28 protein-coding genes and 1 pseudogene are annotated in these 21,986 nt (G+C 32.1%); 13 read left to right on the top strand and 16 right to left on the bottom strand.

The window, feature by feature from the left end; all coding sequences use genetic code 11:
- Positions 1 to 194: 194 nt before the first annotated feature.
- The 11 genes from LS65_RS08935 to LS65_RS08890 all read left to right on the top strand — a co-directional run bounded on the left by LS65_RS08935 (position 195) and on the right by LS65_RS08890 (position 5,675).
- Positions 195 to 548 (top strand): hypothetical protein, encoded by a 354-nt coding sequence (locus LS65_RS08935; protein WP_034363839.1) that lies wholly within the window; start codon positions 195 to 197, stop codon positions 546 to 548.
- On the top strand, positions 514 to 738 hold the full coding sequence (locus tag LS65_RS08930) for a hypothetical protein (protein ID WP_236096697.1): 225 nt from the start codon (positions 514 to 516) through the stop codon (positions 736 to 738). The genes LS65_RS08935 and LS65_RS08930 overlap by 35 nt, the downstream gene beginning before the upstream one ends.
- Positions 735 to 920: a hypothetical protein gene (locus LS65_RS08925; RefSeq protein WP_034363843.1), complete on the top strand. Its 186-nt coding sequence runs from the start codon at positions 735 to 737 to the stop codon at positions 918 to 920. The genes LS65_RS08930 and LS65_RS08925 overlap by 4 nt, the downstream gene beginning before the upstream one ends.
- Positions 917 to 1,252: a phage holin family protein gene (locus LS65_RS08920; RefSeq protein ID WP_052061192.1), complete on the top strand. Its 336-nt coding sequence runs from the start codon at positions 917 to 919 to the stop codon at positions 1,250 to 1,252. The genes LS65_RS08925 and LS65_RS08920 overlap by 4 nt, the downstream gene beginning before the upstream one ends.
- Positions 1,245 to 1,382: a hypothetical protein gene (locus tag LS65_RS09830; RefSeq protein ID WP_161976266.1), complete on the top strand. Its 138-nt coding sequence runs from the start codon at positions 1,245 to 1,247 to the stop codon at positions 1,380 to 1,382. The genes LS65_RS08920 and LS65_RS09830 overlap by 8 nt, the downstream gene beginning before the upstream one ends.
- Complete coding sequence (locus LS65_RS08915; protein WP_138129846.1) at positions 1,383 to 1,913, top strand: DUF5675 family protein; 531 nt, start codon at positions 1,383 to 1,385, stop codon at positions 1,911 to 1,913.
- A gap of 3 nt (positions 1,914 to 1,916) precedes the next feature.
- The gene (locus tag LS65_RS08910) at positions 1,917 to 2,489 is read left to right on the top strand and encodes a hypothetical protein (protein WP_034363847.1); all 573 of its coding nucleotides are present in this window, start codon (positions 1,917 to 1,919) and stop codon (positions 2,487 to 2,489) included.
- 68 nt (positions 2,490 to 2,557) lie between these two features.
- Positions 2,558 to 2,863 carry a hypothetical protein gene (locus tag LS65_RS08905; RefSeq protein ID WP_034363849.1) on the top strand — a complete coding sequence of 102 codons (306 nt, stop codon included), beginning with the start codon at positions 2,558 to 2,560 and terminating at the stop codon, positions 2,861 to 2,863.
- Between the two features lie 47 nt (positions 2,864 to 2,910).
- Entirely contained in the window at positions 2,911 to 3,117 is a 207-nt protein-coding gene (locus LS65_RS08900; protein ID WP_034363851.1) for a hypothetical protein, read from the top strand.
- On the top strand, positions 3,114 to 4,787 hold the full coding sequence (locus LS65_RS08895) for a glycine zipper domain-containing protein (protein ID WP_034363853.1): 1,674 nt from the start codon (positions 3,114 to 3,116) through the stop codon (positions 4,785 to 4,787). Before LS65_RS08900 ends, LS65_RS08895 begins: the two co-directional genes overlap by 4 nt.
- A gap of 15 nt (positions 4,788 to 4,802) precedes the next feature.
- Complete coding sequence (locus LS65_RS08890) at positions 4,803 to 5,675, top strand: hypothetical protein (protein WP_034363854.1); 873 nt, start codon at positions 4,803 to 4,805, stop codon at positions 5,673 to 5,675.
- Positions 5,676 to 6,050: 375 nt separating this feature from the next.
- Here LS65_RS08890 and LS65_RS08885 read toward each other — a convergent pair whose 3' ends face one another.
- From LS65_RS08885 to LS65_RS10265, 16 genes and pseudogenes are all read right to left on the bottom strand, one after another.
- The gene (locus LS65_RS08885; protein ID WP_052061193.1) at positions 6,051 to 6,974 is read right to left on the bottom strand and encodes a coiled-coil domain-containing protein; all 924 of its coding nucleotides are present in this window, start codon (positions 6,972 to 6,974) and stop codon (positions 6,051 to 6,053) included.
- Positions 6,975 to 7,174: 200 nt separating this feature from the next.
- A complete protein-coding gene (locus LS65_RS08880; RefSeq protein WP_034363993.1) occupies positions 7,175 to 7,654 on the bottom strand; it encodes a transglycosylase SLT domain-containing protein in 480 nt (159 codons plus the stop codon).
- Positions 7,654 to 8,133 carry a hypothetical protein gene (locus tag LS65_RS08875; protein ID WP_034363992.1) on the bottom strand — a complete coding sequence of 160 codons (480 nt, stop codon included), beginning with the start codon at positions 8,131 to 8,133 and terminating at the stop codon, positions 7,654 to 7,656. Before LS65_RS08875 ends, LS65_RS08880 begins: the two co-directional genes overlap by 1 nt.
- Before the next feature lie 225 nt (positions 8,134 to 8,358).
- Positions 8,359 to 9,174 (bottom strand): hypothetical protein, encoded by an 816-nt coding sequence (locus tag LS65_RS10290; RefSeq protein WP_236096696.1) that lies wholly within the window; start codon positions 9,172 to 9,174, stop codon positions 8,359 to 8,361.
- Positions 9,175 to 9,471: 297 nt separating this feature from the next.
- Positions 9,472 to 10,341 (bottom strand): RelA/SpoT domain-containing protein, encoded by an 870-nt coding sequence (locus LS65_RS08865; RefSeq protein WP_201274354.1) that lies wholly within the window; start codon positions 10,339 to 10,341, stop codon positions 9,472 to 9,474.
- Positions 10,338 to 11,663, bottom strand: a complete 1,326-nt coding sequence (locus LS65_RS10070; RefSeq protein ID WP_236096695.1) for a HipA domain-containing protein — start codon at positions 11,661 to 11,663, stop codon at positions 10,338 to 10,340. Before LS65_RS10070 ends, LS65_RS08865 begins: the two co-directional genes overlap by 4 nt.
- A 1-nt stretch (position 11,664) precedes the next feature.
- Positions 11,665 to 13,662 carry a hypothetical protein gene (locus LS65_RS08855; RefSeq protein WP_034363809.1) on the bottom strand — a complete coding sequence of 666 codons (1,998 nt, stop codon included), beginning with the start codon at positions 13,660 to 13,662 and terminating at the stop codon, positions 11,665 to 11,667.
- A gap of 15 nt (positions 13,663 to 13,677) precedes the next feature.
- Positions 13,678 to 14,400 carry a Fic family protein gene (locus tag LS65_RS08850; protein ID WP_034363807.1) on the bottom strand — a complete coding sequence of 241 codons (723 nt, stop codon included), beginning with the start codon at positions 14,398 to 14,400 and terminating at the stop codon, positions 13,678 to 13,680.
- 22 nt (positions 14,401 to 14,422) lie between these two features.
- Complete coding sequence (locus LS65_RS08845; protein WP_034363805.1) at positions 14,423 to 14,749, bottom strand: type II toxin-antitoxin system PemK/MazF family toxin; 327 nt, start codon at positions 14,747 to 14,749, stop codon at positions 14,423 to 14,425.
- Positions 14,737 to 14,997: an AbrB/MazE/SpoVT family DNA-binding domain-containing protein gene (locus LS65_RS08840; RefSeq protein WP_034363803.1), complete on the bottom strand. Its 261-nt coding sequence runs from the start codon at positions 14,995 to 14,997 to the stop codon at positions 14,737 to 14,739. Before LS65_RS08840 ends, LS65_RS08845 begins: the two co-directional genes overlap by 13 nt.
- Positions 14,998 to 15,068: 71 nt before the next feature.
- Complete coding sequence (locus LS65_RS10285) at positions 15,069 to 15,797, bottom strand: hypothetical protein (protein WP_052061185.1); 729 nt, start codon at positions 15,795 to 15,797, stop codon at positions 15,069 to 15,071.
- A 506-nt stretch (positions 15,798 to 16,303) separates the two neighbouring features.
- Positions 16,304 to 16,898 (bottom strand): annotated as a pseudogene (locus tag LS65_RS10495) (helicase-related protein); the annotation flags it as partial.
- Between the two features lie 40 nt (positions 16,899 to 16,938).
- On the bottom strand, positions 16,939 to 18,021 hold the full coding sequence (locus LS65_RS08825; RefSeq protein ID WP_236096692.1) for a hypothetical protein: 1,083 nt from the start codon (positions 18,019 to 18,021) through the stop codon (positions 16,939 to 16,941).
- Positions 17,984 to 19,405: an Eco57I restriction-modification methylase domain-containing protein gene (locus LS65_RS10275; RefSeq protein WP_236096691.1), complete on the bottom strand. Its 1,422-nt coding sequence runs from the start codon at positions 19,403 to 19,405 to the stop codon at positions 17,984 to 17,986. Before LS65_RS10275 ends, LS65_RS08825 begins: the two co-directional genes overlap by 38 nt.
- 41 nt (positions 19,406 to 19,446) lie before the next feature.
- Entirely contained in the window at positions 19,447 to 19,761 is a 315-nt protein-coding gene (locus LS65_RS10270; protein WP_236096690.1) for a hypothetical protein, read from the bottom strand.
- Between the two features lie 484 nt (positions 19,762 to 20,245).
- Complete coding sequence (locus LS65_RS10265) at positions 20,246 to 20,701, bottom strand: hypothetical protein (RefSeq protein ID WP_236096689.1); 456 nt, start codon at positions 20,699 to 20,701, stop codon at positions 20,246 to 20,248.
- A 792-nt stretch (positions 20,702 to 21,493) separates the two neighbouring features.
- Between LS65_RS10265 and LS65_RS09825 the strand changes: the two genes are divergently transcribed.
- Together LS65_RS09825 and LS65_RS08805 are read left to right on the top strand one after the other, a co-directional pair.
- Complete coding sequence (locus LS65_RS09825; protein ID WP_161976265.1) at positions 21,494 to 21,646, top strand: hypothetical protein; 153 nt, start codon at positions 21,494 to 21,496, stop codon at positions 21,644 to 21,646.
- A gap of 4 nt (positions 21,647 to 21,650) precedes the next feature.
- Positions 21,651 to 21,986: restriction endonuclease subunit S (locus tag LS65_RS08805; RefSeq protein WP_201274353.1), on the top strand; the 336-nt coding region annotated here is incomplete at its 3' end.

Genomic DNA, 21,986 nt, shown 5'->3' with positions numbered 1-21,986 from the left:
AACTCCTTTCTTCAAAGCAAACTTTAAAATCACAACTTTACACACTTGTGCGATTGTTTTTTTATAAGAATTTTTTGAAATTAAAAGCCTAAGCCCCACTAAACTTTCATCATTGCTTTGGCAATAGATTCTTATTACTTGATAAGAATTAAGGAGATTTATGTATGAGATGAATCTTCAAAAAAGGAGAGAATATGAAAATGTATGGAGTGTTTGGGGTGTGTTTTGGCATTTTTGCTGTACTTTTATTTTGGCACATCAGTGTTATTGACACAAAGGTGCAAAATAGATTGCTTCAAAATCATCTCGCTAATCAAAATAAGGCAATCAAAGAGCAAGCGTTGCAAAAAGAAGAGATTGAATCTTATAACGCGCAAAGTAAGCATATAGAGCAAGAGTTTCTATCAGCTTATTACACTTCACATAATCCACAGCAGACAAAAGAATATGAATCTTATGGAGATGCTGCGGATTCTACAACAGCTGCCCTCAAGCAATTACAGGAGGTGGAATATGCACTTCAAGTGTTTTATGCTTCTTCTCCTTAGTGCTTTGCTCTTAAGTGGGTGTGCAAGAGTGGAATATGTAGAGGTGCTTATCCCCACAAAGTGTAGTGTGGCAAAAAGAGAGCGTCCAAGCAAAAGCGGCAAAGTGAGTGTTGATGTAAAAGCGATTTTTGCTTATACACAGGCTTTAGAGCGAGATTTAAAAATGTGCAGAGGAGACAAGATTCAATGAAAGCAATGCCAAAACTCAAACAATTTTGGTTTTATTTTCGCTGGTTTTTGATTGGCAAGTATCACTGCGATATTTCGCCTTCATACAAGCGATTTTGGTTTGTCGTGCATAAGAGCCTATGGGCGATGATTATCATCTCTGTGGCACTTAGTGTAGCGCGTGTAGTGGAGGTAATGCTATGATTGAAGCAGGACATTATTTAGAGCTTTTACCCATTGTTGTTGTTGGTATCTTAGCGGGGATTGTGAGCTTTTTTAACGAGGAGCAAAGAGAAGATACATCAAATGATATGCGCTACTTGCTTAAGGTTGCTTTGAAAAGTGTAGTTACTTCATCATTTTTATGTGTGATTGTCTATGCAACTCTAAGTGCTACTGATTTGCCTTATCTTGCGCGAGTAGGCATTGCTGCTGCACTTGGATTCTTAGGAATTGAAAAAGCCCTAAATCTTGCAAAAGAGCTACTTGCCTTTAAAAATGGCAATAAAGAGAGCAAAGGAGGCAAAAATGAATAGCACTGCTTATAAACTTGTCCGCTTTATTGTTTTGGTCGCCTTTGTTGTGAGCTTAGCTGCAAATATCACGCAATATTATGCCTACATCGAGGCGGTTGAAAGCCTTACAATCTTATCACAAGGAGAATAAATGAAATACAAAATCATACTGCAGCGACTAAGCGAACACAAAGATGTGAAAAAGCCAAATGTCGCAAAAATCGAGGATTCTACACTAGGCAAATTGAGTGTGAATGAAATTCAAGAGAATGGCACTTTAAAAGAGATATGGAGCTGCTTTACTTGTGAGAATATCGGTGAATCTACTGACACACCAAAGCAAGATAAGCGTATTATCGCACGAGAATATGCTTTGGAATGGACAGATTCTATTAAAAATGCAGGACTTTCAAGAGCATATCCACATTTTAAATGCCCAAATGGTAGAAACAAGGCACTCTTACTTACTTGTGATTCTGTCTTGCCAAGTTTTAGGAATCGTAGAATCTTAATTCACATCGGCAATTATCCGCAAGATACAGAGGGCTGCCTCCTATTTGGGTATAAAAAGGGCAATGGAGTGGTGTTTGAAAGCACAGAGTGCATTAAGGATTTTTTTGAATTAGTGCAAAAAGAGGGTGTGGAGAATTTCACACTTATTATTAAGGAAATAAAGGAGTAAAAAATGAATAACACACAAAAGGACAACTTATTTTTAAGCGGAGGCGTGATGTATTTGCAGCCTTATTTGCCAGATGGAAGCTTAGGCAGCCAAAAGTTTGATATGGGCGCGACAGAAATAACACTTACGCGTGATACGACAACTGCCACCGCCTTTACACGAAGCGCAGGACTAAAGCAAAAAATCGCAGAAGTCGTAACTGAAGAGAACTATACGCTTAAAATTAAATGCAATAGTTTCTCTCCTGCTAACCTCGCTGCAGCTTTAGGTTCTGAATCAAAGGTAGTGGATTTTGCAGCAGGGGAGATACTCCCTAGCGGTGAAGTGGCAGATAAAGAGTATAGATTCATTGAAATTAAAGCAGGGAGCAATCCTCTGCTTAAGGCAAAACTCACTTTTGTAGGCGCGCCTGTGCAAGCAAGACAAGTGATAGGTGTAGTCTATGAAGCAAATATCAAAATGAGCGGGGATTTGCCTTTAATGAGTGAGGAGTTTGCGACTATGGATTTTGAAGGCAGTGCGAATAAAACCGATGAGGGCTATTACACGCATTATATTCAGCAAACAAGAGAATAGCCAAAAGAGGAAGCCATTTAGATTCGCGTTGGCTTTAGCGCAGAAGTATTTTTTAAGGAGATTTAAAAATGAATAAAAGTTTTGTATTTAAAGTAGAACGAGGAAGCCTTGAATTTGAGGCTATTTTAAGCACAGGCGAGAATGTGAAGCTCACAATTTTAGAGAGCAACACCAATCAGATTCAAGAAATTGAACGCAATAAAGAATCCTTAAGCAGCTTAGAGATGACAAAAAAGCATTTGAGCGAGAATCTTAAAGGAGAGAGGGCGCAAGAATTTATTGATGATTTAATGGAAAATGGCTCTTTGGCAGATTTTTACACCGCGATAAACGAACAATTTAGAGCCATTAAAGGCGCAAAAAGAAAAAACTAATCCGCTGGGCAAAGGAGAGGGCATTTTTAGCCCAAGATAAACAATCTGTGCCTTTGCCCATTGTGCTAGATACAGAAGAGCAGCTTTTAGCACTTGGATTTAATCTCTGCTTAGAATTTAGCGTGGGCGGAATGAGCGTTTTTAGGCACATTAATTATGCCATTTTAAAGGACTTTTGCATTTATTATGGGTTTGATAGTTTGGAGCTGTTGGGATTATATAAGGAAATGATTGTGGAGATGGAAGCGATATGAAACAAATAAGTATTAAATTCACCTTTAATGTCAAAGATGGCTCACTGCAAAAAATCAAAAAAGAGCTAGATTCTATAAACAAAAATAGTGCAAATGAGCTTTATGCCCTAGAGCTTAAACTCCACGAGCAAAAAATGGAGTATATACAAGAGTATTCAAAAGCTTATAAAGACCTCCAAAGCGATATGCAATCCGCCCTTAATGAGGATATACAGAGCATATTTAATGGCAATGTTCATTATTTTCGAAGTTTAATCAATGAACTTTTTTCATCTCTGCAAAGTGTTATCACCAAAGGTTTTGCGACTTCTATCTCTGCTGCGTTTATGGAAAGTAGAGTTATAGAATCTATGAATAAATCCATTGCCTCCGCCATTGATGGCTTAGGCAGTAATAGCGCAGTCGGTGGGATTATAGGGAAAGTAACAGGTTTGCAAATTGGAGAATCTACACTAGGAGAAGTTGTAGGAGAGACTCTTGCAGGATTTGGCATTGCAAGTGCAGTTGGAGGCTTAGTTGGTAGCTTCATAAGTAATAATGAAAATGCCGCCAAGACACAAAAATACACCCAAATTGGCGCAGCAGGAGGAGCTACAACGGGAGCGGCTATTGGGAGTTTTGTGCCTGTGATTGGCACGAGCTTAGGCGCACTTGTAGGCGGACTTGTCGGTGGTATTAGTGGAGCGTTAGTTGGGAGCTTTGACTCAACAAAGATCACAACCACCGCGCAAGGTGTGGAGCTTATCTCAAAGGCTACAAAAGACAATGTGAGTGCGCGTGAGTTTGCCGATAAAAAAGAAGTCAAAAAGAAATGGTGGGGTTTGCAAAGCAACACAAGCAATTGGAGAGAACACTATAACGCTTCAAATCTCGCCCTAAAAGGAATCCAACAAAGCATAAGAGGTTATGAATATTTACTGCAAGATATTGGCGGTGGTGTCAAAAGCTTAAGTATTGCTAAAGGGGATTACAAAAGCTATGCAGATATTTTAAATGCTGGAGCAAAAGAGCTGATAAAGAGCTTTTATGAATCTCCACATAATGCTTTAAAAGAGCATCTTATCACGCCAAATATCAATAAGATTTATAATATGTGGGCGGACTATGCTAAAAGTATGAACAAGCAAATAAGCGAGGCACTAAGTGAGAGCCTTACTGCATTTGTATCCACAGGGCAAAATTTTCAAAGTTGGCTTTATACTTTCAAGGGACAGACAAGCGAGGCAGCACGATACTCTGCAGAACTTGCCGCACTTCAAGTAGAGCGTTTGCAAGAATCTTTGGGTGCAAGTGATGTGAATATCGATAATTATTTAAGCTATCGCGAGGAAGCACTGAGAGAGAATTTTGACCCGCAAACTATCGAGCGCATTAACGCACTAGGCGAGGCATTAATGCAAAGTGCAGATGCGAGTAAAAAGTATGAGGAAGCCCTAAAGGGTGAGAATAAGACAAAGCTTAATATGATTGACCCATTTTTACACAAAGTAAAAAAGCTAGAAGATTATAAACTAGAGCAAGAAAGCAGCTCTGAAAAGCTCCAAGTCAATATACTTACTACATTAAAATCACTTTTGCGTGTGAATCAAGAAAGCCTAGAAGTAAGTCAAGCGGGAACGAGCTCACCTAACCCCTCTCCCTTATTCAAGAGAGATTCAATAAATAGTTAGAAATAAAGGTGCAATATGAAAATTTTAACTCGTGGTGATATAACTCTTATAGAATCCAACCTCATTGAGAGCAGCACAAGATTCAATTTAGGCGAAGCATACACAAAGGGCGATAAAGTCAATGATGGCAAATGTATCTATCAATCTTTAAGCGATAATGTAGATAAGCCATTAGATGATAAGAGCGTGTGGGAGCGTGTGGGAAGCACGAATGAATGGGCGTGTTTTGATTATTATCTCAATACCCAAAGTGAAGCAAAAGAGCGCATTTCCCTCACTTTTGGTTGTTTTGGCGCAAAGGCTTTATACATAAGTGGGCTTGAGGCGAAGTATTTAAGCATTGAAGTGATAGATTCTTACACCGAAGAAGTCATTGAGAGTAAAGAATACAAGCTGTATGCTCAAAATATTGCTTCCTGGAGTGAATACTTTTTTGGGAGCTGGGGCAGAAAATTTAAGCGAAATATCTATTATGAACGTAGCACTTTTACGCGCAATGTGTATTTTAGGATTAGAGCATATGGCACGAGCATTGTGCGTATAGGCTCAATTATTTGTGGAGATTTAATCGAGCTTGCCACCACGCTTTATGATAAAAATGCAATTTCTATGCTTGATTTTTCTAAAGTGCTCACCGATGAAAGCGGCAATACACAGCTCACAAAGGGCAATTTCAAGCGCACAAATGCCTTTAATATCATCGTCCCAGATAGTGAGCTCAATAGAGTGAGCTATGAATTAGCAGAGCTAAGAGGCGAGGCGGTCGTATTTGTGATAGCTACAAATTATGAAGCCCTTATCAATTTTGCCTTTTTGAAAAACCACGAGATTGTGTTAAGCAAAGTCGGCAGAAGCATCGTGAGTATTGAAATTGAGGGCTTAATATAAAAAAGGTATAAAAGCCTTTTATCCACAGGCAAGAATCCCGCAAATATGCAAAAAAATGATGAAAAAGTGCTCAATTTATTGTCTCCTTTCACTCATTATTTCCACACTATCTCCTAGAGCGAAAGTTTGCTTAGTTTAAATCCTATCAAAAATATAGAGTGATATAAAAAGTTAGCTTGTAAATTTCATATATGAAACCAAAGTGAGAGATTTTACTTTGATTTCAAACACGAAATGACTTTGATTTTACGCATGGGAATACACTATCGCTAAAAACATAGACACAAACCAATATAAGAATATTGAGTTTAGAAAATAAAAAATAGAATATTTTTGCTTTTAAAGCATATTGTGCTTTTGAAATGGCTTCGTTCATTATCTATTCCTATTTTTTGTTGCTTTAAAAACTTTTGAAAATTTTTCATTTTGTATATTATGCTTAGGAGATTTCTCTATGCTAGATTTATTTTCTTCCAATCTTTGCTCTGCATCTTTTTGATTGATTTCATTCAGTGTGCTAAGTTTTTGATTATCTATTAACTCTCCTTTTAGTTCTTTCATTAAATTAATTTTTTGCTCATCAATCTCCTCAATTTCTTTTCTTAAGGCTTCATTTTTAGCCTTTATATTATCAATCAATTTTTGAATCTCTTGCACACTCATACGCTTTAACTGCTTATTGAAATCCAACATAAAAAATTTATTATTGAGCGTTTCTTCCTTTGAAAAAGGGAATTGTGTATTTTCTTTATCCTTAATAAAACTTAGCATTTCACTAACACTAGGACTATGAATTGAATTTGTTATTTTTTCGTCTTTAGGAATATAGAAATCATTATCTTCTTTTACTTCTTGTAATTTCTTGATTTCTTGCTTTTTGCTTTGAGAATCTTCACTTAGAGTAGCTAAATCTTGCAAAGATTCCAATAATTCGTTAGAGATAGTGTCTTTATCTGTATTAGATTCTAAAATCTCTGCATCTATATTTTCTTGCATTGAAGCAATATCTATCTTATATTCTCTAAAATTTATATAGAATTTCTCGTAATCTACAAAACCATTTTGAATACACTCTTCTGCCAAAGAAATACTTGAAATTGCTCTTTTTAACTGCTCTTTATCTTTATCATTAGTATTTTGTTTGACTAAATCTACAAAGACTTTTATATCATTGATATTGTGTTCATTTTTATATTTAAGGGTGAAAAGAGCTAAATTGTTGGCAAATTCTTTAAATTCATCATCTTTTTTGCTTTCTGCAAACTCATTTAATAATGCAACAGCCTTTTCAATAAGCATTGTTTAGATTCTCCTTGTGAATAAAATGAGACATTGTATTGAACGAATAAAATAATTACTTTAAAATAAACTTAAAAACTCTCAAATGAGAGGATAAAAGATTTAATTTTTAATATTTGCAAAATCTCTAATAAAACTTCTTTTGAATTTTTCATAGTAATTATAGTTTGTAACCTTTCTTAAGCCCTTGTTGTAACATTCTATGGATTCTTTGAGTGATTTTTTTGTTTAATACAAAATTTGAGAATAGAAGTTGATTTGGCAAGATTATAATCTAACTCAAAAATATGATTCAATTCTTTCTCGGATACATTGCTTGAATTAATCTGCATCAAACCCATATCAACACTAAACCCCTGCTTTATTAGCTGCGAAGCAATGTGCTTTAGATTCTCCTTATCGGTTCTAATTTGCACGATATATTTGTTTTTATAGGGGATATTTTTAATATGAATTTTTTTCTTAGCTTCTTTAGCAATATTAAATTTCTCTTTACTAACAAAAGCAATAATATGCGGATTAAATTCACTTTCAATCTTCGCAAGAGTATAAAGCATTTTTTTATCTATACCACTTTGTAAAGAAGCTTTTTTTAAAGCGTTCGCAATATCTAATGAAATCTGATTTGCAAAAATTTCTAAGGGTAAGAAAAATAAAAAAATTGAAAGATATTGCTGCATTACTTAATTTTTAATACAGCTTTAACTGCATTTTTTGCAACATCTTTGACGATGTTTTGCATAGAATTTTGCAAGTTTTGAATTGTAATCTTTTGCACATCTTTAGCGGAAAATGCAAAATCATCAAGCTTGCTTTGTATGCCCATCTTGTCCATTCCAAGTTCTTTTGCTTTTCCCAAAAAATCATTAATTTCTTTAAATTTATTACCTACTATTTCCACACAAAAATCATTATCGGCATTTAATACTTTATTCACGCTTTCTTTTTGTTCTTTACTCAAAGAATCATTGTTTTCAAGCTCTATTTTTAAAACTGCGTTTAATTTCTCTCGTGTGAGATTCTCATTCTCTTTAAGTTCATCCATTAATTCACTATGCTTATCTTTTTTAAATGCTTTAAGTAAGTCTGCTAAAAATGCAAAAAAGGTTTTATCTGCTAAAGAATCATCATTGTTAATATCAATTTTATTTTGCTCCAAATCAAAAGAAATTCTTTTGCATTTTTTTTACTAAACTCTTTATACTTGTTGTTAAATTTATTAACGCCTTCCGCTACAATTTCCTCTATATTCATCAACTTGCCCTTTTTAAAATTTTACAAATATAACAAAAAGGCAAAAAAATAATATAAAAATAAACTTAAAAACTCTCAAATGAGAGGATTAACATCTCATTACTCCTCTATTCAGGTTTTAAGGTATAAACTATCTTCCTCGTCTTCTTAATCTTCTTATTCTGTATCTTATTCTTTGTTCTCTAAGTTTTGTAAGAGATTTCGTATTATTTGTCCTAATTTCTTGAAGTTTAGCTTCAAAAGTGCTTGGCTTAAGTGCAATTTTCTTTGTTTTCTCTAGCGTTTGCTTTAATTGTGAGAGTTTTTTGTCAAAAGTATTAATAAGCTTTTCTATCTCTTCTTCACTCTTTTTGATTTGAATACTTTTACGATATTTTATTTCGGATTCTAAATCATTATGCTTTGGATACCTTGCTTTTGGATTAATTTTATAATAAGGTCTAAAGTCTTTTTTACTTAGTGCAGATTCTATGCTTGTTTCATATTTTAATTCTACCAAAGTCTGCGCTATAATTACCTCTGCTTTTGGAGCATTCATACCCACAAATTGAATATGGGGAGAATTAATTTCTCTATCTTGTAAATGAACTTCTAAAATACCCTCTATTCCCTCTTGTAAAAGCCTTATTTGTAAAATTTTTAAAAGTTCATTAATATCTTCTTTATCTATACTTAAGGCTCTTGCCCATATATTTGCTGTTTGCACATAACCTTTTTGTCTAAGATAAGCCAAAATCTCACTTTTTGTATCTTTTTCGCCTGTTTGCTTATTTGAACTGCCACTTGTGCTACCTGCACTATCACTTGAACCACTACGCTTAGCATTGACTTGTCCCAAACTCTTTAAAAAATAATTTCTCGCTTTAGGATTTCCTATCAATACAAGGGAAAATTCAAGCTCTCTTAAAAAACTTCTTGATTCTGCACTTCTAGCGTTTTGGAGCACTAATAAATCCCCCTTTCCCTAAATATAAAGACTATTGTGCATTATATCTTTTAACCATAATCTGTGATTCTTACTTTTATCTTTATTCTTTAAGGTATATTGCATTCTATGTGTCTCCCAAATTTTTCAAATTCTCAGAGAGTTCTTTTTTTACTTCTTTTATAAAAGAACTAGAATCTAAATAATAATTTGGATAAGCACTTTTTAATAACTTTAGTTTATCAAGTGAAATCAAAACAACATCAGTTTTTCCATCTTGTTTTGATTTTAGCTCAAGATAGTTATAAAAATTCTCTGCTACTTCAAAGCTATTTTTTTATAGCCCTGAATCGTCAAAACGCTTGTTTCTAAGTTAAGCAAAACAAGAAAATAGTAATTTTGCTTATTAGACTTTGCCTGATTTTCTATATTCTTACTAGAAACTGCAAGAGCCGATAGTTGTTCTAAAATATTATATTCTTTATCTAACACAGAGATTTTTTTACAAATTTCTTTTTTATTGAGTTTCGTATATTCTTCAATAATGCGAGTATTTTCTTTAATACAAAACAAAGCGCTGCATAATTTAAAAAAATCTTTGTAATAATGTTCTCCTTCCCCTTGTTTAATTTTTGCTTGCGTTTTCATTCCCAATACTTCAACTGCAGTAGCCCAATAGTGTTGAAGTTGTGTTCTAATTTGTAGCTCCAAATATTTTTTTGAATCATCTTTATACTCAAAAATTTGATGAATAGAACGATAACCATCATTTTTTGGATTTTGTATATAATTTTTTGTTTTTTTATTAAGAAGTTGAAATTTTCTGCTACCCTTTAAATAAGTTTTTTCCATTAATGCCTGAAATCTTTTTACTTGTTCTAAATTTTTAAACACTACTCTTACGCCAGCAATATCTTGCATTCTATCAAGTTGCATATCTTGAAATCTATTGAGTTTCAATTCAATAGAATTTAATCTTTTTAAGCGTCTAGCAACGAGAATAGCTTTCAAACTATTTGCTCTTAACTTTTTATTGATAGCATTAACCATACCTGTCATAATAGAAATATGACTACTCCTCCAAGAAGCTATAATTTTATAATCTTTATTACTTACTCTATTATTCCTTATATTTTCCCCAGCTTTCCTTACTTGTTTTTTAGTTGTTACAATATTAGTTTCACTCATCTTCTCTTCCTTGTATGTAATGAGGGTTCTTGTTGTGTGTTGTTTGAACTATTATTTTTAGAATCAGTTGTGGAATCTCTTACTATCGTTATTTGAATCTCATCTTTAATTTGTGATATATCTACTTCATCAGTTACATTTATATATTTTTCCTCTATAAATCTCAAAGCCATTTTTGCTCTTTGTTGAATGTTAGATTCTATGGGCTTTAGCCATTCCTCACTTAAATTAAATTCTTTGTGTCTTTGGAAAGTAAAGTTAGAGAGTTTTTCTAAGTTTGGGATATGTCTTTGTTGAGCGAAAGTTTTAAGTTGTCTATTAAAACTAAATTCCAAATAACTTTTTTGGCTAAGTAGAACACTAGCAATATCTTGTAAATCAGATTTATAAAGTAAATTTAGTATAGAACAACCATTATCAAAGATAGGTGCAGGGCGTAGAATCTTTCTTGTATTATTATCTACAATCATTCCAAAGTTTCCTAAATGTCTATCAATATTGCAAATGAGTGCATCAAAGAGAAATAAATCTTCTAATTTATCTTTATCATAAATTACTTCAAGTTTATCCACTAAATCAACACCTTTTAGTTTTCTATCTTTTTTTTCTAAGAGATAGAAAATTGGTATATAGCCTTCATTTTCATTGGTAAAAATAGGGCAAGTGCTTACAAGTTGATTGTGAAACATTTTTAAATCATAATTGATGTGTTCAAATTCCATAATTTCAGCAATTTGTGTCATATAATACTCACTATATGCTTCTTTGCCTCCATATTCCTCTCCATCATCTGATTCAGGAGAACCTCCTTTATAGAGAAAAATTTTATTATTCTCTTTATGCCAACATTTCTTTAGCATTCCATTAGTTGTGTATTCAGGCGATAAAGTAATTCCACTAATTTTGCTTATTCCTATACCAAATGCAATTAATTCTAAAGCTTCATTAAAAGCGTGTTGATAGAGATTAAAATCTCTCCATTTATAGTCTTTATCACTCGGAATAATCCAATAAGAATCATTGAGAGACAATCCAAATGACACATCAATATAATCCATAAGTCTTTCTTCACCCCTGCTATAACTTGCTATAATCTTTTGGACATATTGCCTATGGCTTGGAGCTTTTCTATGTTTTATAAAAGATTCTAAAGATTCAGATGGATTATTTATATCCAAATTAATTGGTGCTAAAGAAATATTAAAAAGTTGTATATTTTTAATCATATCTTTAGAGATTTCAACACCTCTTTCTATGTGCCTTATTGTTTCTACTTCAAACTCCAAAACCACTTTGTCTTTGTTTTTTAAAACATATTGCATTCTATATATCTCCCAATATGTCTCTGCTTCTTTTGGATTTTTCAGTTTTTGCTTGTGGCTGACTATTTTGTTTATTCATCATATTTTCAACTATGTTACTTAGTTTTCCTTCTAAAGCAGTATTTTTGCTCTTAAGCTCCTTGATTTGTTCTTTATACATATTTTCTTTGTCATTAAAAATTTCTACTTGTGCTTCAAGTTTATAGAGTTTTTTAATGTGTGATTCTGCTACCTCTAGCTTTTCTTTAAATTCTTTTTGTAAGGATTCTAACTCTTTTTTCTGTTCTTTTAAATGAGATTCTAAGAGAGTATTTTGAGAACTTAATTTGAAGTTTATTTCATTGATTTTTTTATTTTCACTATTTAGAATTTCTGTTTCTTGTTTCATTTGCTCTTTGTCTTTTTCATATCTGCTCTCAACCTCACTTAAAGACTTTTGCAGAGCTGCATTTTGAGAGTTAAGCTTTAAATTTTGTTCATTAATCTTTTTATTTTCATTGCTTAACTCCTCATTTGCACAATCAAGCTCTTTAATTTCTTGTTCATACTCATTATTTACCTTTTCTTGTTCTTTTTGCAAATTTTCAAGCTCTTTCAGCATTGTTGCTTCTTTTTCTTGGAGTTTTACCTCAAAATTTTTTTCTAATTCATATTCATAATTTTGCATTTCATTAATCTTGCTCTGAAGCGTGCTTTTAAGCTTAGAAATAGTCTCTTCTCTTTTTTCTATTTCATTATAAGCATTTTCACACTCTGCCCTTAACTCTCCTTTTTCTTGGGTAAGACTTATGATTTTTTCTTCCTTGCTCCTTAGATTTAAAATATCCTTGCTAAAAAGTAAAGAAGCAAAATTAATTGTATCTTCATTGCGATATTTTTGCTGAATATTTTTAAGGGCTTCTAAGATACTTAAGCCATTGTGGAGATAATCTTTTAAATCATTATAAGCATTTGCGGAATCTTTTTCTGCTTTTTCTAGCTTTGCTTTGAGCTTTTCTTGTTCTTTTTGTTTATAAAGTTCTATACTTTTAGCAATAATCTCATTAATCTTCGTTTCTTGTCTTTCTTTTGCTTCACTAAAAGATTCCTGTGTCTTATTCTCCGCTTGTTCTTTAGCAAATTCAGAAATATTATAAAGACGCACATTCTTTTCTTGTTCTAATACTTCTTTCGCCTCTTGAGGCTTAAGAGAATTTCTATTGTTATTTGCTTCTGCCTTTAGTTCTTGTTTTGCTTGACTTTTTGCCTCATTATTCAACTCTTTTTGCTCTCGCATTTCAGCTTTAATTTCTTTTTTTTCTTCTGCACTCAAATGCCCCCAATAAATAACTTCGTGGATATTTTTATTATTTTCTTCTCCATTATTGTATTGCACACAAAAACTCTCTTCTACGCCATTCTCTTCTAGCTTATTTGCTAAATCAAGTAAAAGTCTTGAAAGGATAAAATTATTATCTTTTGGCACTTCATAATTTTCTAACAAAGTTAAACTCTCTCTCGTATTGCACATATAGGGTTCATCATTATAATAAAATGCTCCTTTCTTATGATAGATAAGAGAACAAGAATCCTCATTGACATCTACGAAATCAACCAAAGAAACACTCTTGGTTTCTAAAAATAAATCTTTAATAAGCTCTTTAGATTCAGGATTGTTTATGTGTCTTAAATCAATCGTTAGTTTCATAAATTCGTGGTCGTGTATCTCTTTAAGATTCTTAGATTTTAGCAAGTTAATAGTTTTAAAATCAAAGGCATTATCCAAGCCTTGTTCTGCTATGGCATTAAGAATAGTAATATCGTGCTTCATAACTTCTTTAAGCTCTGCAATAGAAGAGAAATTTTTGTAAAAGTCAATATTATTTTTTTCTAAAAAATCTATATATTCATTTTCACTTTTACTCCAAAACTCTTGTAAAGAACTTAAAATAGGTCTTTTTGAAATATCCTCAACTCTTAATTCATTGAAATCAACTCTTCGTAAAGTTAAATTTAGCATTGTGTTCTCCTTAGTTTATTTTCTGTTCTTTGGCTTCAAATCATTCTTAAGACTCAAAGCAACCGACTTAAATTTCTCTATCCTTTGTTGTTCTTCCTTTTGAATTTTTTTAATAAAATCAATCATCACATCATCTATTTTGTTTGCTCTTAGACAAGAAATATAATAAGCCTTTTCTTCTTTGGGCAAAATGATAGGAGTTAAATTATTCTCAAAACAAGAATAGATTATCAAAAGCCTACCTGTTCTCCCATTACCATCGCTAAAGGGATGAATTTTTTCAAAATGAATATGGGATTGCAAAATTGCCTTAATTTTTTCCTCATCATTTTTAGAGTTTTCTAATTTATAATATAGGTTATCGCACATATCTTTAAGCAATGAAGATGCTAAATAAGGTTTAGCTGTTTCAAAATCTGCACCTATAATCGCATTTTCTAAGGTTTTAAATTTCCCCGCTTCCTCGTGCAAATCTTTCATTATAAAAGAATGAAAAAATTTTATAAGTTCTAAGTCAATCTTTGTATTTGATTTAAGTTTTTCTATAAAATAAGGCAAGAGGTATTTATAATTTCTTACTTCATAAAATTCCCTATCTTTTATTGCTCTTGGAATATAATTATCTAGGATAATAGAAGCTGTTTCATCTTGAGTAAGCGTATTACCTTCTATTGCTGTGCTGTGATGAGCCATTCTTATACACAAATCTAGCATATATTCTTGATTATCCAATATCATTTAGCCTCCTTACCTTTAAACTTTAAGCAAACATCTCTAGGAGAATATTTTTTAGAGCCTCTTGCTTACTAGATTCTAAATCACAAATTTTATTTAAGAATCTATCCACACTCACACAACGAATTTGGTCGCAAAGGATTCTAGCCTTTTTACCCTCTAGTTCAAAACTTACCCTAAAAGGAGCATCAAATCCTTTTGAGGTAATGGGTGCAACAAGTCTTGTTTGTAAATAGTTTAATTCATTGGGTGAAATAATCACACAAGGTCTTTTTTTAGAAATTTCTGCTCCTTTTGTGGGATTTAAATCTATCCAAAAAATCTCAAATTGCTTCAATATTACCACTCCCATTCCCTCATATCCTCACAAGCAAAATCCTTTTGCAAAGAGATTGTATTTTGCACATCATCTTCTTGTTTTGCTCTTTTTCTAAGTATTGCGCTATCCCAATTTGAACGATGTGTTTTATTTGGACTTAATAAAAGCCCATTTTTAAATAATTTTAAATCAATAACAGCATCTTCTAAATGGGCTTTTTTTATAAAAACCTTTGGAATACGAATACCATAAGAATTGCCAATTTTTATTAACTTTGTCATCAAATTTAACCTTTCATATATAATTACAAAGTAATTATATTGGTATATTATGAATAAGTCAATATTGCCCCTCACAATATATCCCTATTTCTCTTTGCATTCAAAATATTTGTTTGATTTTGTTCCAAAATAGCAATTCTATACTCTAACTCATCTTCTTTGTCAAAAGTTTGAAACTCAATATTTGCCTCTTCTATTTGTATAATTTTATTGTCAATCAATGCAATATATTTCTCTTCATCAGAGATTTTAAGTTTTTTATCTGCTTCTGTTTTGCATTGTATAGGTTGCGATTCCTCACTCCAATTTACCTTAGAAATTGCTCTATTCGTTGAATCTGACATTTTGGATTCTTGATTTTCACTGATATTGATACTCTGTGTATTTTGAGAATTAAATTTCCCTCTCTCATCTAAAAGCTTTGGATACTGCGGAAGCAAATGTTGAATTTCTTTGCTATCAAGTGTAATTCTTATGCCCTCTTTCTTATTTTGTGCAATTAATTCAAAAATTACATTAATATTTTTCTCATCAGCTTTTAAAGTATCAAGCAAAATCTTTCTTGGATAACTACCTAAAGTATTGTTTTTAAGAAAGTTTTCTTTTTGCGTAATTTCACTGATTGTAAGTTTTAGATTCTCGCTGTTTTTATGAATAAAACTTGAAGCTTTAGACATTATATTTTTTGTTTTTGTTAAAAGCCCATCAAGGTTAGGAATAGAATCAAAGATTAAACACCCGCCTTGAGCTTTAAAAAACATATTATTTGGCACATATTCTCTATTCTTTTCATCAATCATTATCCCTGTATAGATAAAATCTCCACCAAGTTCGCTAAATTTTCCTCTTAAAACGACTTTGATTTTATTTGCTGTAAAAACCTCTACTTCTTTATTACTAGGATTTTTAAATATTTTTTCAATATTTAAATTGATAGCCCCTTTTAAAGCTTTGTGTTCTTTTTCCTGCTCTTTATTAATAGTCTTTTTGTGTATTTTTATCCCAAAAGATTCTATGATATAATTTTCTTTTTCAAATTCTTTATTATTAACAAATTCCCTTAAGATTTCATTTTCATTTTCTAGCCTTTGTTTTTTGGCTTTTAAAACCTCAAGGCTTCGTTCGTTTTGTAAAATACTTTTTTATATTGTTCATAATACCTCTCCTCTGTTTTTAGAAGTGAAGTAATTTTATGTTTTTCTAAAATAAAAGGGTTTCCTGTTGCGACTGCTTTCATTTCAGCGACATTTGCTACTTCTGCATCTATTGCCTCAAAAACTCTTTGCCCATTATTAAAATTTAAAGATTTCAGTTGCACAAGAGGCTTTAGCTTTTGCTCATTAATCTGGAACATTCTCGCATCATAAGTTTGTTCAGTAGCATAACGATAATGGGCTATATTAAATTTTATATTCTCTTCTAGGATTTGATTTTTTACTTCCAAACTCAAATCCTTTTCTTTCAAAGATTCTAACATTCTTTGCAATTCTTCTTCAAAAAACATATTGCCTTGCCTAATCCCTCTCCCCATTCTTTGCTCTAAATCACAAGGTCTCCACGGACAATCAAGCTCGTGCATTGCAACAATTCTTTTTTTGCACATTTGTGCCTGTTCCCATCTTTGTGGTTGAACCAATTAAAATTCTTATTGCACCCTCATTCATTTTCATAAAAAGTTCTTGTTTTTGAATATCAGTTTTCGCATCGCCTATAAAAGCAATTTGTTCTTGTGGGATTCCTTTTTGGACAAGCTTTTTAAGTATGTCTGCATAGACATCAATTTTTTGGGAATGTTGCTTACTTACTCCCATATCACAAAAAATAAGCTGTGTGCCATTATGATAAGATTCATCTTTATAGTGGAATAGAACTTTCTCACACATTTTATTCACCTTAGAATCCCCGCTTTTTCTAAAGCGATTTTTGTGGAAATACTCTCGCTTACTTTAATTTTTTTTTACTATCGTATGGGTGAGGTTCAAAATGATAAACTTCAAGACTTTTACCATTCAATACATTCTCAATAAAAGATTCTTTTGCAAACATTATGCTTGCATCTTCTCGCAAAATTTCTAAGCTTAGTCCAACTTCATTAAAATCATAATTGGAGGCTTCAACTTCTTTTAAAACTATTTCACCATCATTAAAATCCTCTCTTAAAATTTTAAATTTTTCTAAAGAATATGCTCCATTTAAAAAACTAACTTTTACAATAGCTTTAGTTGGGTCGTTAAAAAAGCTTTCTTTAATAAAATCTTCATAATATTTTATTGGCACAAATTTAGCACCAAAAGAAGTTTCTATATCCTCATAATACAAATATGAATGGAAAACTTCTTTCAAAGCTAAAGCTGTTTGGTTTAAATCTAAATGAGGCTTTGGGAAACCTATAAAAGTTCCCTCTTGTTTTTGCTTAATTAAACTTTGCACTCTTTCATATTTTGCTTTTACATTTCCGCTTAAAAACTCACCTGCTAATTGATAAAAAACATTATCTTGTGGGTCTCTATCTATCCTATAAAAGATTAATTGTTTCTCGCATAAATCTTGTAATATTTCATTAAGTGGTGTATTTGGTTTATAATCTTGCAAAGTTCTCTCATCAATAAAACCTTTTTCATTGATAGTTTTTTGTAAAGCTTCTTCATTTGAATTAGCTAGGCTTTTTTGTAAAGGCTTATATGCTCTCATCTTTAATATGGGAGATAATTCATAATTTCCCTTATCGTTTTTCGTTTCAGTTGCAAGAATACTAAATCGCGCAAGCTTATCCAAATTTAAAATATTTTGTAAATTATGCTGCAAAACCATTCCTTGTTTATCTGTCTTATTCCTATTATTTTGATGAAAAGATTTAACATTCGCAAGATATAAAATTTCGCTTCTTAACTCTCTTAATCTTTCCTTTTGCTTCAAAATAATTGTATTGCTCTCTTCATCGTCCAAATAATGTTTTTCACTTTTTAAATTCTCATTAAACAAATCTCTAAAATCTATGATTTTTTTTAGCAATTTGCACTTCATCTCTGTTTAAAAATCTTTTATATTGAAAATTCTTTTTATCTATTTTAAGAATATGCGCCTTTGGCACTAAATCCATTTTACTTATATCTAAACCATCACTAAAATAAGCCTCTTCACAACTTGAATACTCACCTTTCACATAAATTTTATTATCCATAAAAAAGAGATTTCCAACCCCCAAACTATTAACTTTAATTGCTTCTTCAGTGCTTAAAAGAGAGAAATTAATCAAATTTAATTCTTTCTCAAAGGGTGCATTATCTTTGAATACAGGGATTAAATCTCCTAATTGTTTTTTAAGACTTTCACTCCAATTTCCATTATCTTTCACAAACATTTCATATTTAATATTTTCTTGTCCATACCTTGTGTTTTCCTTAATTTCAAATTCCCCTAAAATATGTTTTACATTCTTATTAAAATGAGAATTTACAGAAACTAATTCGCCAAATGATGCAGTTTTAACAAAAGTTATTTGTTTTTGTTTTAAGCTCTCTTCTTTTTTAAAAGCTTTTTTTCTTCGCTTCAAACCATCTTTGCTAAGTTTTTGATAAAAATAAACATCAGTTAATACATTAGTGTTGCTTTCCTTAAATACTGCATTTGGTAATCTATAAGCGGAAAGGAAGTCTCCTTTTTTATGCAGGATTTCTCTATGGGCATTTCTCTCACTATCTAAAAAATAACTTGTGATAACAAAACTTACGATTCCATTGTCTTTTACTAATTCACTTGATTTGATTGCAAAATAATTATGGATACTTTTGTTATTTCCCAATGAACTATAATCCCTTATTTTCACTTGATTATCAAAAGGAGGATTGCCCACAATAACATCAAATTCATTATTAAATTTTACTTCTTCTAAACCTTGATTATAGATTCTTACTTGTGGGTGCAAGAACTTAGCAATCGTAGCTGAAAGCGTATCTTTTTCTACCGCTTGAAATTCATAATTATTTGGAGCAAGTGCAATAAAACGCCCTGTGCCACAACTTGGCTCTAAAGCTAAGATTCTTTTATCCTTTGGCACTCCTAAATTTTGCAAACCCAAATAAATACTTTCAATCACATCTTTTGGAGTATAATAGGCATTAAAACTAGATTCTCTAATTTCTTTATAATACATCTCTCCTACTAAATCTTTAAGCTCATTCTCTAACTCTTTAAATTCCTCATTAAAAAATAAATCTCTAAGCCCCCCAAATCCACTATATTGAGCGAGCAATGCTTGTTCTTCTTCTTTTATTGCTAAAGTGCTAAAGGAAAAATTTTGAAATTCTTTGAGATTTAATTCTTCTTTTGTAATATTTAGATGCTGAAATTTTTTTTCAATCGCCACTTGATTTATTTCATCTTTTGCTTTGAGTAATTCCATACGCATAAAAAGAACTTGTGTAAGCCTTAAGGCTTTTAAATTTGCTTCTATCCTTTGTTTTTTGGAAAATTTGAAGTCATTTGTCCTTTGAAGCTTTCTTGTTCATATCTTTTTAGAAATTCGTATTCAGTAAATACTCTAAATCTATTGCTTCCCTGTTCTTGTAAGAATCTACTATCAATTTCAAATTCTCTTGGTCCATTGTTTCTATCTTCTGCTTGAGATTCTCTAATTCCTCCGCTTTGTGCATCTTGCAAGATTTCTTGTTTATTAATACCTTGTTTGTATAAAGTTTGCTCTCTATCATCAGCAAATAAATTAAACTCCAAATCTTGTTTGACTTGTTGGTCAATTCTTCCCATTTCTTCCCTATTTGCTCGTTCTGTTCTATTGTCATTATTTGCATTTTGAGATTCTGATGTATCTGTATTAAAAATAGTATCATTTGCTCTTCTAGGTTCTTGTAGAATATTTGCTTGATTAAATTCTCTTTGGATTGTTTCATCGCTAGATAAGTCGCTAATGTCTTTAGAATCTGAAAGCTTGTTGGCAAATTCATCTTCACTTGCGAAATTTGTTTCGCTACTTTGTTCGCTTGTTTGCTTAACTTGAGGGCTTGAAAATTCGCTTGATTGTTGTAAATCATTTCTATTTGTCGCATAATCTCCTCGTTTGTCTCCTCCATTGTTGTTTCTATATGGTCTTCTATCATTCGTGGAAGTTGAAATCTCTCTTGACTCTGAAGCAAATTCTCTCTTTCCTCGCTGTTGTTCTCCATCTGGCTGTATATTGTTCCTATCAAGCTGTTGAAATCCTCCTGCAGATTCAATCTCTCCACCTTGTCTTTCATTTCAAAAGCGCTTCCTGCTTCTCGTCCATTAAATCTAGGATTTGTGTGATAATTTTGTGTTGCTTTATTTTCAAATCTACTTCTACTTTCTCTAAGATTTTGTTCTTTTTTCGCACTGCGTAAAGCTTCCAAAGTTCTTTGAATAATGCCATTTGCAAATTGGGATTGCAGTAAAGTGCTAATTCTTTGCTGATATTCTCTTGTTCTTGTGATAACTTGAGATTCTGTGATAGCAAATTTATCTCGTGATGAAATGTCTCTAAGCTCTTTAATCTCTTCATTGGTTCGTTCATTAGTTCTACTTTGAGCGTTTTGAGGTCTTTGTTCATCTCTTTCCACTCTTTGCTTATTTTGTCCATCATCTCTCGTGTTACTTCCGCTTGGCTCAAGATATTCTCCATTTTGCCCATCTCTACCCTCAAATCGTCTATTTTCTCTAAAAGATTGTTCATTTCTAATGTTCTCTTTGGAATTAGATTTCTTGTTATCCTCACTAGTGTTTTTAAAGATATTTTCTTTTGCAGAAGTTTCTTGGGTAAATTCATTATTGCGTAAATCTCCTGTGTTATCTTGTTTTCCTCTTTCAATACTTCTTGTATAAGTCTGTGAAGATTCTCTTTTAATTTGTTGATTTGAATCCCCTTTGTCTCCTCTTGCTTTATCAATTCCGACAATTCTTGCATTATCTTCTCCTAAGTTTGATGTATCATTTTGTAATTTTAAAGTATTAAGGAAGTCCTTAAGGTCATTTTGTTTTAAAAAATCTTCGGTTAATTTACAAATTGTGAATCCTCAAGTGATTTGTAATTAAGATTCAATCGCACAGAATCTCTAGCAAGTTTTCAATTTCGCAAAAAATCCCACACGCTGAACCTCGCAACCGCTACGCGTTTGCTCGGGCTACATAGCCTAAAGTCTATTCCGCGTTAGCAGGAGTCAAGGTCTCCAGCTTGTTTCGCTCACGCATTCGCTTGGCTATTCGCTTACAGCGGTGCGCTACGAAGCGCATAAATGCGCCTCTATAATAATATGCGAGGCTTACCGCCCTTATTCCCCCTTAATCCCAAATTTTCGCTGATAGCTTTTTGCATTTGATAGCTTTTTACTCATCGTAAAAAGCGCAAAAACTATCGCTCAAACAATCGGTAGGAGAGGAAGCGAGGGGGGAGAAATAAGGGGGAACACATTAAGGGCTTATATTTCAAATTCACACCTAACCTCTCTTTGAAACAACGCCTCGCTAATTGAATTTTGTAAAAAAGATTCTATGGACCTTTTTTACAAAAGCGATTCAGAATCTAAAACGCATTTTGCTTCGCGCAATGCTTCGCTTTTTAGATTCTGAATCTTTGCAACGCTTACGCATTGTAGGTAAGGTTATATTTATTAAAAGGTGATTTATTGGTAAGTGAGGGTGGGGAAGTTGGTAAGACTTGCATTTGGAATGATGAGCTAGATGAATGTTATATTCAAAACTCTGTTCATAAAGTTCCTTTAAATGCTTTGCAAGACGCTAGATTCTTTCTGTATTTATTTTTTGTTTATGGAAAACTTGGGGTTTTTGAATCTATTGTTAATCGTGTTAGTATTTCTCATTTGGTATTAGAAAAGCTTATCAATGTTGATTTTGCAATCCCACCCCTACAAGAGCAGAAAGCCATTGCTTCTTATTTGGATACACAAATTACAAAGATTGATTTAGCAATAGAAAAAACAAAGCAACAAATCACATATATT

Origin of the sequence: Helicobacter japonicus (assembly GCF_000762845.2) — a bacterium.
Lineage (GTDB): Bacteria > Campylobacterota > Campylobacteria > Campylobacterales > Helicobacteraceae > Helicobacter_C > Helicobacter_C japonicus.
Note: the sequence above shows the minus strand (reverse complement) of the source record. Positions and strands in the feature narration are given on the sequence as shown.